The organism is Streptomyces sp. NPDC051987, from assembly GCF_040680735.1.
Taxonomy (GTDB): Bacteria; Actinomycetota; Actinomycetes; order Streptomycetales; family Streptomycetaceae; genus Streptomyces.
Genome location: NZ_JBFAXI010000006.1, coordinates 133,189 through 148,745 on the forward strand (window position 1 = coordinate 133,189; position 15,557 = coordinate 148,745).

Sequence of the window (15,557 nt, forward strand, 5' to 3'; positions counted from 1 at the left end):
CGGGGACCGGAGGAACCACCATGCGCGCGATACGCGTCGCCTCGGCCGCACTGCTGGGTCTCGGCGCCCTCGCCCTCTGCGCTCCGGTCATCCTGGCGAGCGACAGCGGCGGAGGCCTGGAGGGCGGGCGGCGGCCCCTCGGATTCCGGGTCACGCCCGCCACCGTGGCGGCGGGCGGCCGGGTGAGTCTGCACCTGGACCGGGGCGGCGGCTGCCGGGGCGCCGCGACCGTGACGTCGGGTGTCTTCGGCACCGTCCGCATCCCGTCGGAGCGGGACTCGGAGACGGCCACGGTCGACCGAACCGCGAAGTCGCGGGCGTCGTACCGGGTGACGGTCACCTGCGACGGGTCCAGCGCATCGGCCGAACTGGCCGTCGCGGGCAGCGTGCCGGCCGCACCCGCCGACGCACACGGGCTCACCGACGGACACGCCGACGCACACGGGCTCACCGACGGCCGCACCGGCGGGCGGGGCGACGCACGCCCGGACCCGGCAGGGCAGACCGGCGGGCGCGCGGACGCGCACGCGGGCGGACACACAGCCGAACACCCGGTCGGCAGCACCGCCGGCGCCGCCGACGAGCACGGCAACGGGAGCGGCGCCGAGCAGGCCGACGGGCACACCGACGGGCGCAGCGATGAGCAGGCCGGCGGGCACACCGACGGCGAGACCGACAGCCGTGCCGACGGCGGTGCGGGCGGGCGGACGGACGGCGGTTCGGCGGGTGGTTCGGTGGGTGGCCAGGGGCTCAATCCGCAGCCCCTTCCCCCCGGACACGGTGTCCAGGCCGGTCAGGGCGGCGGCAGCCTCGGCGGCTTCGACCTCCAGGAGATCGGCCTGGGCGCGGCGCTCGTGGTGGGCTCGGTCGGTACCGCGTACCGGCGCTCGCGCAGGCACGCCGGCGAGGACGGCGCCTGACCGTGGCGCGGCACGACGGATCTGTGCCCCGGTCCGCCGCGGGACGGGGGCACAGGCCCGCCGGGTCAGATCCGCTTCTCGTGCCGGCGGCGCAGCCAGAACCCGCAGCCGGCGAGCACGGCCGCGCCCACCAGGCCACCGCCGATCGCCATGTCGGTCGGCGTCGCCCCGCTGGAGACGCTGCCGCCGACCCCGCCGCGCACCCCGCCGAGCACGAAGAACGCGGACGGCCGGGTCAGGGTGCGTCCGTCGCAGCGGACGGTCAGGTCGTAGGGGCCGGGGCGGGCGTCCCGGTCGATGGTGGCGACACCGCGCGCCATGTCGCCGCCGAACGGGAAGAGCGGCGTCGTACGGAAGGCACGGGAGGTCATGACGCCGCTGCGGCAGCCGTTGACGGTGACGGTGAGCCGGGCGCCGCTGGAGATCGCCCGGGGCTGGGCGACGATGTTGCGCACGCCCTCGCCCCGGCCGTCGAAGTCGTCGAAGCGCCCCTCGTCGCCCCGGCCGCCGAACTCGTCGAACCGCCCCTCGTCACCCCGGCCGCCGAACTCGTCCCTCCCGCGCCCACCGAACTCGTCCCTCCCGCGCCCACCGAACTCGTCCCTGCCCCGTCCGCGGAAGTTGTTGTTGAAACGCCCGTCACCGTTGCCGCCCAGCCCGTATCCGGGGACGACGACTCCGGGGACCGCGACCCCGGGGACCACTCCGACACCGCCGACTCCGGGGGCGACACCGACACCCCCGACACCGCCGACACCCCCGACTCCGCCGACCCCGCCGACACCGGCACCGGGGGCCACGCCCGTCCCCCCGACGACCGGGGCCTGGGTGTTGGGCGGGCCGCCGGGGTTGCCCAGGCCGTCGGCGACGGCCGTGGGGGCGGCGGCTCCGAGCACGGCGACCACTGTGCACGCGGCCGCCAGGGCACGTGAGTTTCGCATCTCTTCCTCCGCGGAAGGCGCCCCGGGAACGGTCCCCGGTGGATCGGCGAGAAAGCACCTCCCGCCTAGACCCTCAGACGCCCGGAACACGCCCGCATGTCGAGAATGGTCCGTCCTGGTGAGGGGACACGCCGCACGAAAAGCGCACAATCGGATATTGCCGCAGGTCACGGACCGTCAGAAAAAACCTGCGAACGGCAACTCGGATGGCGCACCGGAACACCCGCGGGCCACCCGTTCGCCCGTCGCCCCGTCGCCGCACGTGCGCGGGGGACTTAGCTTTTTCCCATGCGCGAGACGGACATGAAGGCGGCCGCGTCGAGAGGGGATGGCGAATGTCTGCGTCCGAACTTTCCGAGGTGGCGGAAGAGGAGGAGCGGCGGCGGAAGCGTGCCCCGTGGGGCGTGATAGCGCTCGTTCTGCTGACCGGCCTGGCGCTCATTCGGAACGGTTCGGGAGAGTTCGACGTCGGCCCGCCGCAGCCGGCCTCGGCCGCCGCCCCGGACAGCCGTACCACGGTACCCGGCACCTTCGCCACGGCGCCCGCCGCGCTGCCGTTCGCCGCGGCCAACCGGATCCGGATCCCGGCGATCCGGGTCGACGCGCCGGTGATGCCGGTGGGGCTGGACACGGACGGCTGGATCGCGGCGCCGCCGCCGGACGACCCGAATCTCGCGGGCTGGTTCACCGGCGGGGTCTCGCCCGGCGAGAAGGGCACCTCCGTGGTGGTGGGCCATGTGGACAACACGAAGGGCCCGGCGGTCTTCTACGGGCTCGGTTCCCTGAAGAAGGGGAACCGCATCGAGGTGGACCGCCAGGACGGCAGGACGGCCGTCTTCGAGATCTACGGGATCGAGGTCTTCGCGAAGGCCGGCTTCCCCGGCGACCGGGTCTACGGTTCCAAGGGCACCCCGGAGTTGCGCGTCATCACCTGCGGCGGCGGTTTCTCCAAGCAGAACGGCTACGACGGGAACGTCGTGGTCTTCGCCCGCCTGGTCGAGGCCCGCTGAGGCCACCACCGGGCGGGCTGGGGGCGGTCACGTGCGGCGGCGCGGCACAGTCAGGTGGTAGCCGTTGTCCAGCAGGTAGGGCAGGTACTCACGCAGGGCCTGGACGCTCTGCGAGCGGTCGCCCCCGGCGTCGTGGGAGAGGACCACGACACCGGGCGCGGCGCCGTTCTCGATCGTGTCCACGATGGTGCGGGTGCCCGGTTCGGTCCAGTCGGTGCTGTCCACGGTCCAGGCCATCGGTTCCATGTCCATCTCGGCGCCGAGTTGGAAGGCGGCGCGGTTCCAGGCGCCGTAGGGGGCGCGGAACCACTGCGGGCGTTCGCCGTAGGTGTCCTCGATGGCGTCGCTGGTGCTCCTCATCTCGTCGCGGATCTCGCGGCGGTTCAGGGTGGTCAGCAGCGGATGCGTCCAGGTGTGGTTGCCCACCACATGCCCCTCGTCGGCCATCCGCGCCACCAGCTCCCGGTTCACCACGATGCACTCCCCGCACAGGAAGAACATCGCCCGCACGTCGTACCTGGCGAGGGTGTCCAGGATGTGCGGGGTGTAGTTCGGGTTGGGGCCGTCGTCGAAGGTGAGCATCATCCGCCTGCCGCTGCGGGAGATCTCCGTGATGGGTTCCTTGCGGACCTTGAGCTTGCGCGGCTTGGCGGGCGGCGGCCCGTCTCCGGTGAGCGGCTGGAGCCGGAAGGCGGAGGACTTGAGCGCCGGGCGGGCCTGCGCTCCCGCGGCCGGGACGACTCCGCCGGCCGCTTCCTCGGCGCTGCTCGCCAGCACGATGCCCGCGGTGCCGGCGGCTCCCAGAGCGGCGCCGCCGGCGAGCAGCAGCCGGCGTCGGGTGAACAACTGATCCTTCTGCATGAGTCATCAGTCGCCCGGCAGGGCGCCGCCGCAGCACATCGACACCGGTGCGGCGGCGGGAAAGCACCCGCACGGACCAGCAAAGGGAGGTTTCGGTAAGAAAAGGCCAAAAAACTCAGCGGCGGCGGACCAGCGGGAAGAGCAGCGTCTCGCGGATGGTCAGACCGGTGAGGAACATGACCAGCCGGTCGGCGCCGATGCCGAGCCCGCCGGTGGGCGGCATCGCGTATTCGAGGGCGTCGAGGAAGTCCTCGTCTAGCTCCATCGCCTCGGGGTCGCCGTCGGCGGCGAGCAGGGACTGGGCGGTGAGCCGGCGGCGCTGTTCCAGGGGGTCGGTCAGTTCGGAGTAGGCGGTGCCGAGTTCGGTGCCGAAGGCGACCAGGTCCCAGCGTTCGGCGAGCCTGGGGTCGGTGCGGTGCTGCCGGGCGAGCGGGGAGACGTCGGCCGGGAAGTCCTTGTAGAAGGTGGGCAGCTCGGTCCGCTCCTCGACCAGCCGTTCGTACATCTCCAGGACGACGTCCCCGGGCCCGTCGTCGGCGGTGTACGGCACCCCGGTCCGGTCGCAGTGCCGGTGCAGCCGCAGCAGTTCGGTGCCGGGGCCGATCTCCTCCCCCAGCACCTCGGAGACGGCCCCGTACACGGTCCTGACCGGCCAGGTGCCGGAGATGTCGTACTCGCGTCCGTCCCGGCGGACCACCGGCGAGCCGAAGGCGGCGGTCGCGGCGCCCTGGACCAGTTCGCGGGCGAGGTCGAGCATCACGTCGTAGTCGGCGTACGCCTGGTAGGCCTCCAGCATCGTGAACTCGGGGTTGTGCTTGTGGGAGACGCCCTCGTTGCGGAAGGTCCGGCCGAGTTCGAAGACCTTCTCCAGACCGCCGACGCAGAGCCGCTTGAGGTACAGCTCGGGGGCGATGCGCAAATGGAGGTCGAGGTCGTAGGCGTTGCTGTGGGTGGTGAAGGGGCGGGCGTTGGCGCCGCCGTGGATCTGCTGGAGCACCGGGGTCTCGACCTCCAGGTAGCCCCGGTCCAGGAGGCCCTGGCGCAGCGCCTGTACGGCGGTGGAGCGGGTGCGGACGACGGCGCGGGCGGCGGGGCCGGTGGCGAGGTCGAGATGGCGGCGGCGGATCCTGGCCTCGGGGTCGGTGAGGCCGCGGTGCTTGTCGGGCAGCGGGCGCAGGCACTTGGCGGTGAGCTGCCAGTCGGTGACGAAGAGGGTGGGTTCGCCCCGGTCGCTGGCGCCCGCGCGGCCGGTGGCGGTGATCTGGTCGCCGATGTCGGCGTCGGCGGTGAACCGGTCGAGGGCGGTGCCGGATCCGTCGCGGGTCAGGGCGATCTGGTGGTCGCCGGACCAGTCGCGCAGGGTTACGAAGACGATGCCGCCGAAGTCGCGGACGAGCATGATCCGTCCGGCGACGGTGGCCGTCTCGCCCTCGCGCAGGTCGGCGAGGGCGCGGGTGGGCCGTACGGTCGCGACGGGGTAGGGATCGGCACCCGCCGCCCGCAGCCGGTCCAGCTTGTGGCGCCGGACCCGGAACTGGTCCGGCAGGCCGGCGTCCGGTGCGCCGGACGCCGGCCCCTCTCCTCCGGCGGCACCGGGCGCCTGCGCGGAGGCGGCCGCCCCGGCGGGCCGCGGCCCGGGGCGCGCGTGCCCCTTTCCCCAGAGTTTGCGCAGGGACGGTACGGAGACGAACCCTTCGGCGATTCCGGAGGCGAGGCCGATCCGGGCGAGGGAGCCGGCGTCGCCGTAGCAGAGGAAGCGCGGGTACCACTCGGGTCGGTACTTGGCGTTGGAGCGGTACAGGGCCTCCAGCTGCCACCAGCGGGAGAAGAACAGCAGCAGTCGGCGCCAGAGCCGCAGCACCGGTCCGGCGCCGATGCGGGCGCCCTCCTCGAAGACCGAGCGGAAGACAGCGAAGTTCATGGAGATCCGGTGCACGCCCAGTCTGGGGGCGGCGGCGCACAGATCGGCGACCATGAACTCCATGACCCCGTTGGGTGCGGTGCGGTCCCGGCGCATCAGGTCGAGGGAGATGCCGTCGCCGCCCCAGGGCACGAAGGAGAGCAGGGCGAGCAGCCGGCCGTCCTCGGCCATGGCCTCCACCAGCAGGCAGTCGCCGTCCGCGGGGTCGCCGAGCCGGTCCAGGGCCATGGAGAAGCCGCGCTCGGTCTCGGTGTCGCGCCAGGCGTCGGCCCGGTCGACGATCTCCTCCATCTCCGTCTCGGTGAGGGCGGCGTGGCGGCGGATCCGGCAGCTGGCGCCGGTGCGCCGGACCCGGTTGACCGCCTGCCGGGTGACCCGCATCTCGCGGCCGCCGAGGTCGAAGTCGGTGACGTGCAGGATCGCCTCGTCGCCGAGTTGCAGGGCGCCGAGGCCGGCGCGGGCGTAGGCTCTGGCGCCGTCCTCGGAGGCGCCCATCACCGCGGGTGCCCAGGCGTGCCGGCGGGCCACGTCCAGCCAGCGGTCGATGGCGTGCGGCCAGGCCTCCGGGTCGCCGACGGGGTCGCCGCTGGCCAGGCAGACGCCGGCCTCGACCCGGTAGGTGACGGCGGCCTTGCCGCTGGGCGAGAAGACCACGGCCTTGTCGCGGCGGGTGGCGAAGTAGCCGAGGGAGTCCCGGTCGCCGTAGGCCTTGAGGAGAGCGCGGATGCGGGCCTCCTCGTCGCCGTGCAGGGCGGCCTCCAGGCGCTGCGAACGGAACAGGGTGGCGGCGGCGTTGAGCAGGGCGAGGGCGCCGAAGAGGCCGAGCAGGAAGGCGACGAAGCGGGGCGGTCGGCCGCCGTAGCTGCGGACGGAGACCAGGCCGCCGCAGACCCGGTCGGCCGCCCAGGCCAGGTGCTGGCCGTGCGGGAGCGAGCCGGGGAAGAGCGAGACCAGGCCCCAGCCGGCCAGGATGGCCACCACCAGGCCGATCAGCAGGACGGCGAGGGCACGGCGTACGGCGGCCCGGCGGGAGGCGGCGTAGAACTCACGGCGAGCCGTGATCAGCAGGGCCAGCGCGAGTCCGCAGACCACCAGTGAGCTGAACGAGTACCAGTCGAAGCCGAAGGCGACGGTGAGGACGTCGGCGAGCACCAGCAGGCCGAGGTAGATCACCACCAGCCACCAGGCGACCTTCTTGCGGGCGGCGGTGGCGCCGCCGAGCAGGAACAGGAAGACCGCGTAGGCCAGGTTGGGGCTGACGGGCACCACGACGGCGTCGACGAAGTGCACGACCGGATGGAGCAGCACGCGCATCGGGGCGATGAAGGAGAGCAGGGCGCACAGCAGGGCGAGGGCGCCGAAGAACGTCCCGAAGGCCTCCGGCACCCAGGTCAGCCGCCTGCCGCGGGGCGGGCGTGTCGGGCCCGCCGGCTCTCGACCCGTGGCGGGCTCCACGGCGGCACTCATGTCTCCGACTCTAGGAAGCCTCCGCCCGCCCCGCCCGCCGAACAGGCGCCCCCGGACCCGGCCGGGTCCGGCTCGCCCGGTGGGCGCCCGCGGGTTGTGCGTGGGTGCTCGCGCAGTTCCCCGCGCCCCGTTGAGAGGCGTGCACCTGGCGCCCCTCTTCAAGGGGCGCGTGCTACTGCGCGAACAGCCCCCACCGGGCCCGCGCCCGAACACCGCACGGCCGACCCGGCGGGACGCCCCGGGCACTGGCCGGACGGGGGGATTCCGATAGCCTCGGAGCGTGGCGGAACAACACCAGTTCGAGCGGGGCACGGACGGGCCCAAGGTCATCGTGGTCGGCATGGACGGCTCGGAGTCCTCGTGGCGGGCGGCCTCCTACGCCGCCGGTCTGGCCCGCCGGCAGCACGCGCTGCTGGCCGTCGTGTACGTCCAGCCGGTGCTGGCGGCCGGCGCGGCGCTCGGGGCGCCGGTGGCGGAGACCACCGACGAGATCGCGGAGGACCTGGTCGGCCAGATCCGGGAGGCGACCGAGCGGCTCAGGGGGATATTCGAGGTCCGCTGGGAGTTCCACACCTTCCGCGGCGACGCCTACAACGGGCTGGTCAAGGCGGCCGACGAGCTGAAGGCCGACGCGGTCGTGGTGGGCGCCTCCGAGCAGGCCGGCCACCGCTTCATCGGCTCCGTCGCGATCCGTCTGGTGAAGGCGGGACGGTGGCCGGTGACGGTCGTGCCGTAGGGGTCTCCCGGGGGAGCAGCAGCGGGGTCGCCAGGAGCAGGATCCCGGCGAGGGCGATGGCGGTGCGCGGCCCGGTGAGGCTCGCCAGCAGGCCCCACAGGGCGGTCAGGGCGGCGGTGGTGGCCTTGCCGGTGACCGACCAGGCGGACAGGGTGCGGGCGACCCGGTCGTCCGGGGTGTGCTCCAGTCGGCGGGTGGCGTACACCGGGCTGTAGACGGCGGAGCAGGTGATCACCCCGGCCTCCAGGACCATCACCAGCAGCAGGCCGGGCAGGCCGGGCCCGACGAAGGCCAGCCCGAGGGGCCAGACGGCGCGCAGGGCGCTCGCGGTGCGCAGCACCCGCCACTGCCCGTGCCGCGCGACCAGCGGCCGGGCGAGCCGGGCGCCGAGCAGGCCGCCCAGGCAGGGCACGGCGAAGGCGAGGCCGTACTGCCAGGGGGCGAAGCCGAGCGGGCCGAGCATGAGGACGGCCAGCGGCGGCGCGGCGACCATGATCAGGGCGTTGCCCGCGAGGCTGTTGAGGAAGAGGGGCCGCAGGGTGGGGCTGGTGAGGATGTGCCGCCAGCCGTCGAGCAGGTCCGCGGCGCGCAGCCGCTGCACCTCCCGGGGGGCGGGGCGGGGCTCGCCGCCGCCGACCGCCCGGATGCCGAGCGCCGACAGCAGGAAGCTGACCGCGTTCGCCGCGACGGTGGTCACGGGCCCGAACAGGCCGATCGCGGCGCCGCCGAGGGGCGGTCCGAGGACCAGCGCGGTCCAGTTGGTGGACTCGAACCGGGCGTTCGCGGTGAGCAGCCGGTCGGCCGGGACGAGGGACTTCAGGAAGGCGCCGGAGGCCGCGTTGAAGGTGATGTCGGCGGCCGCGACGACCACCGAGACCAGCAGCAGCTGGCCGAGGCCCAGGGCACCGAGCGCGTACGTGGCCGGCACGGTGAGCAGCGCGGCGAACCGGACCAGGTCCATCGCCGTCATCACCGGCCGCTTGCGCCGGAACTCCACCCAGGGCCCGAGCGGCACCGCCGCCAGCGCGCCGACGGCGGGCCCGGTCGCGGCGAGCAGCGCCACTTCGGCGGGCCCGGCGTGCAGGGCGATGACCGCGATCACCGTGAAGGCGTCGAAGGCCAGCCAGGTGCCGAGCGCACTCACCGAGTACGCGGCCCACAGCCATCCGAACCGCCGTCCCATGCACAACCTCCCGTTGATCCGGGACATGAAAACGCGCAGGTGGCCGCCGAATCAAACAACCTGCGGGCCCGCTGCCACAACCATCGGTTGTACGGTGTGGCGGTGGACCTCACCGCCGTGCGCACCTTCGTCGCCGTGGCCGACTCCGGGCAGTTCCAGGAGGCCGCGGCCGTGCTGGCGGTGACCCAGCAGGCCGTGTCCAAGCGGATCGCGGCGCTGGAGAGGGAGTTGGGGGTGCGGTTGTTCACCCGGACCGCCCGGGGCGCCGAGCCGACCGTCGACGGCCGGGCCTTCCTGCCGTACGCCCGCGAGCTGTTGCTGGCCGCGGAGCGGGCCGCCGCCTCGGTGGGGCGGGGGCGGCGCCCGCTGCGGGTCGACGTGGTGGGCGCCCGGCTGGCCCCGGCGGCGCTGCTGCGCGGCTTCCACGAGGCGCACCCGGACCTCGCCCTGGACGTCGTGACCCTCTTCGACGTGGACTCGGCGCTCACCGCGCTGCGCTCCGGTGCGGTCGACGCGTCCTTCCGGGCGGTGGCCATGCCCGGCCGGCCGCTGCCCCGGGGCGTCGAGGCCGTCCGGGTGTACGACGAGCCGCTCCAGCTGCTCACCGGTCCGGGGCACGTGCTGGCCGGCCGGAGCTCGGTCGCGCTCGCGGAGCTGGCCGGGCACCGGATCTGGATGCCGGGGATCGTCGAGGGAACCGAGTGGGCCGCGTACTACGCCTCGCTCGCCGCCGCGTTCGGCCTCACCATCGACTCCTCCGGCCCCAACTTCTCCGGTGCGCTGCAGGACGCGCTCGCCGGCTCCGCCACCCTGACCACCCTGGTCAGTGAGCGGACCGCGCTGACCTGGCCGGACGGCCACGATCTGCGCCGGATCCCGCTGGTCGACCCGACGCCCCTCTACCCGCACTTCCTGCTCTGGTCCGCCGCCAACCCGCACCCCGCGCTCCCCGCCCTGCGCACCCATCTGGAGGCGGCCCGCCCTCCGCGCACCGCCGCCCGGGCCTGGACGCCCGGCTGGGCCGAGACCGTGCGTGGCGTCTTCCGTCCCTGATGCCCCTGGGTCATCATGATCGGCCGTCAGCCGTTCGCGATCGGCGAAGAGGTGAGGCACATGGCCAGGCTCCGCATGGGTGAAGGCATTCTCCGCCGCAAACCCATCGAACACATCGAGGAGACGGAGGTCACCGAGGGCCCTCAGCTGGAGAGATCGCTCGGGTTGGCACAGCTGACCGCGATCGGGGTGGGCGGCATCATCGGCGCGGGCATCTTCACCCTCGCCGGCACGGTCGCCAACGAGACGGCGGGGCCCGCCGTCCTGGTGTCCTTCCTCATCGCCGGCGTGGCGAGCGCCTGCGCCGCGCTGTCGTACGCCGAGTTCGCCGGGCTGATCCCCAAGGCGGGGTCGGCCTACACGTACGGCTACGCGGTGCTCGGCGAGTTCGCGGGCTGGTTCATCGGCTGGGACCTGCTCCTGGAGTACACGGCGATCGTGGCGGTGGTCGCCATCGGCATCTCCGGCTACTTCGGCTTCCTGGTCGAGGAGATGGGCGCGCACCTGCCGCACTGGATGCTCGGCGCCCCCGGCACCGGGGCCGGTCACCGCGTGGACCTGTTCGCCGCGCTCCTCTGCCTGCTGATCGCGTACCTGCTCAACCTCGGCATCCGCAGCGCGGCCCGCTTCGAGACCTTCGTGGTGGTGCTCAAGGTGCTGGTGGTCCTGGTGGTGATCGGCGTCGGTGTGTTCCACATCGACTCGGCGAACTACCACCCCTTCTTCCCGTTCGGCGTCAGCGGCGCCTTCACCGGAGCGGCGACCGTGTTCTTCGCGGTCTTCGGCTACGACGCGATGTCCACGGCGGCCGAGGAGTCGAGGGACGCGCAGCGGCACATGCCGAAGGCGATCATCTACTCGCTGGCGATCTCGATGGTGCTCTACGTGGCGGCCTGCCTGGTCCTGACGGGCATGCAGAACTACAAGGACATCGACCCGGAGAGCGGATTCTCCACGGCGTTCAAGTCGGTGGGGCTGAGCGGTCTCGCGGACGTGATCGCGGTGGGCGCGATCATCGGCATCCTGACCGTCATGTTCACGTTCATGCTGGGGGTGACCCGGGTGTGGTTCAGCATGTCGCGGGACGGGCTGCTGCCCGGCTGGTTCGCGAAGACGCACCCGACGCGGCACGTGCCGACCCGGGTGACCTGGATCGTCGGGGTGGCCTCGGCGCTGCTCGCCGGGTTCGTGCCGATCGGCGAGGCCGCCGAACTGACCAACATCGGCATCCTGCTGGCGTTCGTGGTGGTGTGCACGGCGGTGATCGTGCTGCGCTACCGGCAGCCGGAGCTGCCGCGCACCTTCCGTACGCCGTGGATGCCGTTCGTGCCGGCGCTGGGTGTCGTCTTCTCGGTCTGGCTGATCACGTTCCTGAAGTGGCAGACCTGGGTGCGGTTCGCGGTCTGGTTCGTGATCGGGTGCGTGATCTACTTCGGCTACTCGTACAAGAGGTCGCGACTGGCCGGGCGTTAGAGGTCGCGGAGGAAGCCGAGCAGGAGGTCGTTGAACTCCGCCGGCCGCTCCAGGTTCGGGTAGTGGCCCGTGCCCGCGACGATCTCGGCCCGGCCGTGCGGGACCTCGCGGGCCAGGCGGTCGGCGGCGGCGAGCAGCTCGGCGGGTTCCAGGCCGCCGTTGACCGCGAGCACCGGGACGTCGATCTTCGGCACCCGGGACCAGGAGTCGGTCACGCGCACCAGCAGGTCGGGCTCGTCCGGCGTGTGCTTCGCGATCGTGTGCAGGGCCAGCTCCCGCAGCCGGCGCGGGATCTCCGGGTCTACGGCGTCGAGGGTGCGGTGCTCGCCCGCCACGACCCGCACGAAGGCGTCGAGCCAGCCCTCTGTGTCACCGGCGCCCAGCGTGCGGGCGTACTCGGCCTGGAGTCGCGTGTGCCAGGGGTCCGTGTACCGGAAGTCGCCGGTGGCCGCCCCGCAGGTGACCACCGCCCGGACCAGCTCGGGGTGTTCCAGCACGGTGTCGGTGGCGATGACCCCGCCCATGGAGACGCCGACCAGGACGGCGGGCCCGGCGTCCAGCCGGCGCAGGAGTTCGGCGAGGTCGTCGGCCCAGCGGAACGGCCTGCTCGCGTTGGCGGAGAACCCGTGGCCGCGCACGTCCGAGGCGATCACCCGGTACCTGTCGGTCAGTGCCGGGAGCTGCCGGTACCAGAAGCGGTGGTCGACGTATCCGGCGTGGAGCAGGACCACCGGGTCGCCGGAGCCGGTGTCGAGGTAGGCGAGGTCGCCGTCGGAGGACGGGAGGAAGCGGACGTCCACAGCATCATTCATGACAACCAAGGTGTCATCTTCCCGGGATTTTGACAACCTGGTTGTCATCTTGCCGGAGGTGCATGATGGCCGGGTGAACGACATCGACAAGCCCCTTGCCCCCGACGAGCTGGGCGAGCGCATCACCGAGGTGTTCGACCTGATCGGCCCGCTCTACCGGCGCGCCTTCCGCAAGGTCGAGCAGGGCGAGCAGATCGAGGGCGCCTCGGTCGGGGTGCGCTCGGTGCTGGACCTGCTGCGCCGCTACGAGCCCATGACGGTGCCGCAGATGGGCCGGATCATGGCGCTGAGCCGTCAGTTCGTGCAGCGCATGGTGAACGACGCGGTGGCGCGCGGCTGGGCAGAGGTCACCCCCAACCCGGCGCACCAGCGCTCCTCCCTGATCCGGCTCACGGAGGAGGGCCGGGCGACCATCACCGCGGTCCTCGCCCGCGAGCACGCCCTGAACCGGCAGGTCGGCGGCGATCTGACCGACGCCGAGATCACGGCGTGCGTGCGCGTGCTGAAGCAGCTGCTGGCGACCTTCGACCACGTCGACGTGGAGTGACCGCCACCGCGTCGTGCCGCTACTCCCCCATGATCAGCCCGTCCTTGGCGGCCCCTCGGCTGAGCACGACGTCGCGGATGGCGTCCCGGGCGGCGGTGAAGTCCGCGCCCTGGTCGATGGCCGCGTTGAGGTTCACCACCCGGCCGGCGTCGAGGTCGTACAACTGGGGGATGAACTCGGCCTTGGCCACCTCCCAGCGGCCGCCCGGCCGGGTGGGCGGGGTGAAGGTGAAGCGGGCGAGGGTGGACTCGTTGCCGCGCGGGTCCTGGCGGCCCTCGCCGTTGTACATCTCGCCGGCCAGCTGGTCGCCGAGGCCGTAGACCACCCAGGTGCCGTTGACCTTCTCGTACGCCTGCGGGACGTGGGCGTGGGTGCCGAGGATCAGGTCGATGTCGGGGCGGCCGCCGGTGCGCGCGGCGGTGAGGTCCTTGGCGAGGGTGAGCTGCTGCTGGTCGGGGGCGTCGGTGCCGTCGGTGCCCCAGTGCACGGAGACGACGACCACGTCGGCGCCGGCCTGCCGGGCGGCGCGGGCGTCGGCGAGGATGCGGTTCTCGTCGAGGAGGCCGACGGCCCATGGCTGGCCGGGCGGCAGCAGGTTGCCGTTGACGTCGTAGGTGTAGGAGAGCTGGGCGACTTTGGCGCGGCCCGCCTTCATCAGGGTGAGGGTGCCGGCCTCGGTGTCGGTACGGGCGGTGCCGGAGTGCCTGAGGCCCACCCGGTCCAGGGCCGCGAGGGTGCGCTGGATACCCGCGGCGCCGTCGTCGAGGGCACGGTCGGAGGCGGTGGAGCAGCCGTCGTAGCCGGTGGCGGCGAGGGCGTCGGCGAGCTGCGGCGGGGAGGTGAGGCCGGCCTGGTCGCCGTCCCCGCCGGTGACCGTCGCCAGGTGACAGAGTGCCAGGTCGGCCCGGGAGACGACGGGTGCGACGCCGGCGAGCATCGGGCGGAAGTCGTAGCCGTTGCCGCCCGCGTCGAAGTTCGCGTGGTCGGTCGCGGACTTCTGCGGCATCACGTCACCGGAGGCGACGAGGGTGAAGCCGGTCGCGGGCACGGCGGGCGCCGGGTGCGGGGGCGGGGCGGCGCGCTCCTCCCGCACGTGGTTCTGACAGGCGGCCGCGGCGGCGAGGAGGGCGGTCAGGGCCAGGGCCGCCTGGCGTCTGCGATTGATCATCAGGAGCACCCCAGAGTCGCAAGCCTTGTCCGATTTACAGATCAATGGGTACGAAGGTGGAGGCGACCGCAAACAACCCGGGCGTCCCGATTGACCCATCCGGGTCGAGTACGGGGGCTGACGGACCGTTCGTCGCACCGTTCACCGACACGATCGACCGTCCGCCGCACATCCCGGCACACCCCCTGTCCGCCGGCCGGGCCCTGCGATGCCATACGGCCATGACGGCCGGAACCACCCTTCCCCACGGGACGACGACCGCCGAGCACGAGCTCGTCGCGCTCCAGCGCGAGCACGGCCGACCGCTCTTCGCGCTGCTGCTGCGGCTCAGTGACGGGGACCGGCAGCGGGCCGAGGACCTCGTCCAGGAGACCCTGGTGCGCGCCTGGCAGCACCCGGAGGCGCTGCGCGCCGAGGCCTTCGACTCCGCGCTGCCCTGGCTGCTGACCGTCGGCCGGCGGCTCGCGATCGACGCGCGCCGGGCCCGGCGGGCACGCCCCGCCGAGGTGCCCGACGCCGTCCTGGAGAACGCCCGCGCCACCGGAGACCACGCCGAACAAGCCGCCGCGGCGCTCGATGTCCGGGAGGCTGTGAAGACTCTCACTCCGGAACACCGTGAAGTCCTGGTGCTGGTGTATTTCCAGGGGGCGAGCGTGGCGGAAGCCGCCCAGACCCTCGGGATTCCCCCCGGTACCGTGAAGTCGCGCGCGTACTACGCGCTGCGCGCCCTGCGCCGGGTTCTGCCCGGCTACGCACCCGACCTGGGATGAAACCGCAAGCAGAGCAAAGCCTTTGCAAAGCGCCTTGCTGAGGACCATGTCTGAGCAATCTGCTGTCTTCATCCGTGTTCCGCACCGGGAGAGAGACGGCCCCGGGGTCGGGGCCACGCGCGCACCGGAGGAAGGCAGGACGGGATGCTGCACAGAGGTCAAGAGAGCACGGACGGGGCCGGAAGCGGGGAACTGGCGGTCCCGATGGCGTGGCTGTACGCCGAGTACATCGCCGACGAGTTGCTGCGCACCGGCGACCTCATGCCGCCGACGTCCTTCGAGTTCCGGGCCGGCCGGGACGCGCTGGCGCTGACCGTCTTCCTCTCCGACACGGACGGCGAACTGTCGGGCATCCGGGTCGTCTCCCAGTTGGAGAACTGGCTCTCGCTGACGGCGTACGACCAGCCGTGGCAGGAGTGGGTGCGCGCACGCATGACCGCGCTGGCCGCCGAGTCGGGGCCGTCACCGGACCTGGATCTGGCCGCGGCGGCCTGGCGCTGGCTGGAGGAGACCGAACTGCTCGCGCCCGACCTGGACGCGGTGCCGGGCGGCGGCGCGGTGTTCGGCGAGGACGACGGACCGAAGGTGTGGACCCCCGCCTGGCGGCTCGGACTCCCCCTCGGACATCTCGCCATCCATCTTTTCTGATTCAGGACCAATCCGCGGGCCCGGCCGCTCCGAATCCGTTGATTACG

Annotated in this window: 14 protein-coding genes; 8 read left to right on the forward strand and 6 right to left on the reverse strand. The window is 72.9% G+C overall.

Going from position 1 to position 15,557, the window contains the following annotated elements; all coding sequences use genetic code 11:
• Positions 1 to 20: 20 nt before the first annotated feature.
• Positions 21 to 920, forward strand: coding sequence for a hypothetical protein (locus tag AB0M11_RS05395; protein WP_365701724.1), 900 nt, complete (start codon positions 21 to 23; stop codon positions 918 to 920).
• Positions 921 to 985: 65 nt separating this feature from the next.
• On the opposite strand, the gene AB0M11_RS05400 is transcribed toward AB0M11_RS05395, so the two are convergent.
• On the reverse strand, positions 986 to 1,861 hold the full coding sequence (locus tag AB0M11_RS05400) for a hypothetical protein (protein ID WP_365701591.1): 876 nt from the start codon (positions 1,859 to 1,861) through the stop codon (positions 986 to 988).
• A gap of 335 nt (positions 1,862 to 2,196) precedes the next feature.
• Between AB0M11_RS05400 and AB0M11_RS05405 the strand changes: the two genes are divergently transcribed.
• Positions 2,197 to 2,871, forward strand: coding sequence for a class F sortase (locus AB0M11_RS05405; RefSeq protein WP_365701593.1), 675 nt, complete (start codon positions 2,197 to 2,199; stop codon positions 2,869 to 2,871).
• A 27-nt stretch (positions 2,872 to 2,898) separates the two neighbouring features.
• Here the strand turns inward: AB0M11_RS05405 and AB0M11_RS05410 are convergent, their stop codons facing one another.
• On the reverse strand, positions 2,899 to 3,732 hold the full coding sequence (locus AB0M11_RS05410) for a polysaccharide deacetylase family protein (protein ID WP_365701595.1): 834 nt from the start codon (positions 3,730 to 3,732) through the stop codon (positions 2,899 to 2,901).
• 115 nt (positions 3,733 to 3,847) lie between these two features.
• Positions 3,848 to 7,120, reverse strand: coding sequence for a bifunctional lysylphosphatidylglycerol synthetase/lysine--tRNA ligase LysX (lysX, locus tag AB0M11_RS05415; protein WP_365701597.1), 3,273 nt, complete (start codon positions 7,118 to 7,120; stop codon positions 3,848 to 3,850).
• 280 nt (positions 7,121 to 7,400) lie between these two features.
• Here lysX and AB0M11_RS05420 point away from each other — a divergent pair, with 280 nt between their 5' ends.
• Positions 7,401 to 7,856 carry a universal stress protein gene (locus AB0M11_RS05420; RefSeq protein WP_365701599.1) on the forward strand — a complete coding sequence of 152 codons (456 nt, stop codon included), beginning with the start codon at positions 7,401 to 7,403 and terminating at the stop codon, positions 7,854 to 7,856.
• Here the strand turns inward: AB0M11_RS05420 and AB0M11_RS05425 are convergent.
• Positions 7,792 to 9,039: an MFS transporter gene (locus AB0M11_RS05425; protein WP_365701601.1), complete on the reverse strand. Its 1,248-nt coding sequence runs from the start codon at positions 9,037 to 9,039 to the stop codon at positions 7,792 to 7,794. The two genes, AB0M11_RS05420 and AB0M11_RS05425, sit on opposite strands and share 65 nt — an antisense overlap.
• 102 nt (positions 9,040 to 9,141) lie before the next feature.
• Here AB0M11_RS05425 and AB0M11_RS05430 point away from each other — a divergent pair, with 102 nt between their 5' ends.
• Positions 9,142 to 10,092 (forward strand): LysR family transcriptional regulator, encoded by a 951-nt coding sequence (locus AB0M11_RS05430; RefSeq protein ID WP_365701603.1) that lies wholly within the window; start codon positions 9,142 to 9,144, stop codon positions 10,090 to 10,092.
• A gap of 60 nt (positions 10,093 to 10,152) precedes the next feature.
• On the forward strand, positions 10,153 to 11,565 hold the full coding sequence (locus tag AB0M11_RS05435; protein WP_365701605.1) for an amino acid permease: 1,413 nt from the start codon (positions 10,153 to 10,155) through the stop codon (positions 11,563 to 11,565).
• Here AB0M11_RS05435 and AB0M11_RS05440 read toward each other — a convergent pair.
• Positions 11,562 to 12,377 carry an alpha/beta hydrolase gene (locus AB0M11_RS05440; RefSeq protein WP_365701607.1) on the reverse strand — a complete coding sequence of 272 codons (816 nt, stop codon included), beginning with the start codon at positions 12,375 to 12,377 and terminating at the stop codon, positions 11,562 to 11,564. The two genes, AB0M11_RS05435 and AB0M11_RS05440, sit on opposite strands and share 4 nt — an antisense overlap.
• A 73-nt stretch (positions 12,378 to 12,450) precedes the next feature.
• Here AB0M11_RS05440 and AB0M11_RS05445 point away from each other — a divergent pair, with 73 nt between their 5' ends.
• The gene (locus AB0M11_RS05445; RefSeq protein WP_365701609.1) at positions 12,451 to 12,924 is read left to right on the forward strand and encodes a MarR family transcriptional regulator; all 474 of its coding nucleotides are present in this window, start codon (positions 12,451 to 12,453) and stop codon (positions 12,922 to 12,924) included.
• Positions 12,925 to 12,943: 19 nt separating this feature from the next.
• Here AB0M11_RS05445 and AB0M11_RS05450 read toward each other — a convergent pair whose 3' ends face one another.
• A complete protein-coding gene (locus AB0M11_RS05450) occupies positions 12,944 to 14,092 on the reverse strand; it encodes a CapA family protein (protein ID WP_365701611.1) in 1,149 nt (382 codons plus the stop codon).
• A 221-nt stretch (positions 14,093 to 14,313) separates the two neighbouring features.
• On the opposite strand from AB0M11_RS05450, the gene AB0M11_RS05455 reads away from it, so the two are divergent.
• Positions 14,314 to 14,862, forward strand: coding sequence for a sigma-70 family RNA polymerase sigma factor (locus AB0M11_RS05455; protein ID WP_365701613.1), 549 nt, complete (start codon positions 14,314 to 14,316; stop codon positions 14,860 to 14,862).
• A gap of 144 nt (positions 14,863 to 15,006) precedes the next feature.
• The gene (locus tag AB0M11_RS05460; RefSeq protein WP_365701615.1) at positions 15,007 to 15,510 is read left to right on the forward strand and encodes a hypothetical protein; all 504 of its coding nucleotides are present in this window, start codon (positions 15,007 to 15,009) and stop codon (positions 15,508 to 15,510) included.
• Positions 15,511 to 15,557: the final 47 nt, after the last annotated feature.

Bases quoted from the DNA above. Each gene is read 5' to 3' on its own strand.
- AB0M11_RS05395 (WP_365701724.1), top strand. From the start codon at position 21: ATGCGCGCGATACGCGTCGCCTCGGCCGCACTGCTGGGTCTCGGCGCC.
- AB0M11_RS05400 (WP_365701591.1), bottom strand. From the start codon at position 1,861: ATGCGAAACTCACGTGCCCTGGCGGCCGCGTGCACAGTGGTCGCCGTG.
- AB0M11_RS05405 (WP_365701593.1), top strand. From the start codon at position 2,197: ATGTCTGCGTCCGAACTTTCCGAGGTGGCGGAAGAGGAGGAGCGGCGG.
- AB0M11_RS05410 (WP_365701595.1), bottom strand. From the start codon at position 3,732: ATGCAGAAGGATCAGTTGTTCACCCGACGCCGGCTGCTGCTCGCCGGC.
- lysX (WP_365701597.1), bottom strand. From the start codon at position 7,120: ATGAGTGCCGCCGTGGAGCCCGCCACGGGTCGAGAGCCGGCGGGCCCG.
- AB0M11_RS05425 (WP_365701601.1), bottom strand. From the start codon at position 9,039: ATGGGACGGCGGTTCGGATGGCTGTGGGCCGCGTACTCGGTGAGTGCG.
- AB0M11_RS05435 (WP_365701605.1), top strand. From the start codon at position 10,153: ATGGCCAGGCTCCGCATGGGTGAAGGCATTCTCCGCCGCAAACCCATC.
- AB0M11_RS05440 (WP_365701607.1), bottom strand. From the start codon at position 12,377: ATGAATGATGCTGTGGACGTCCGCTTCCTCCCGTCCTCCGACGGCGAC.
- AB0M11_RS05450 (WP_365701611.1), bottom strand. From the start codon at position 14,092: ATGATCAATCGCAGACGCCAGGCGGCCCTGGCCCTGACCGCCCTCCTC.
- AB0M11_RS05455 (WP_365701613.1), top strand. From the start codon at position 14,314: ATGACGGCCGGAACCACCCTTCCCCACGGGACGACGACCGCCGAGCAC.
- AB0M11_RS05460 (WP_365701615.1), top strand. From the start codon at position 15,007: ATGCTGCACAGAGGTCAAGAGAGCACGGACGGGGCCGGAAGCGGGGAA.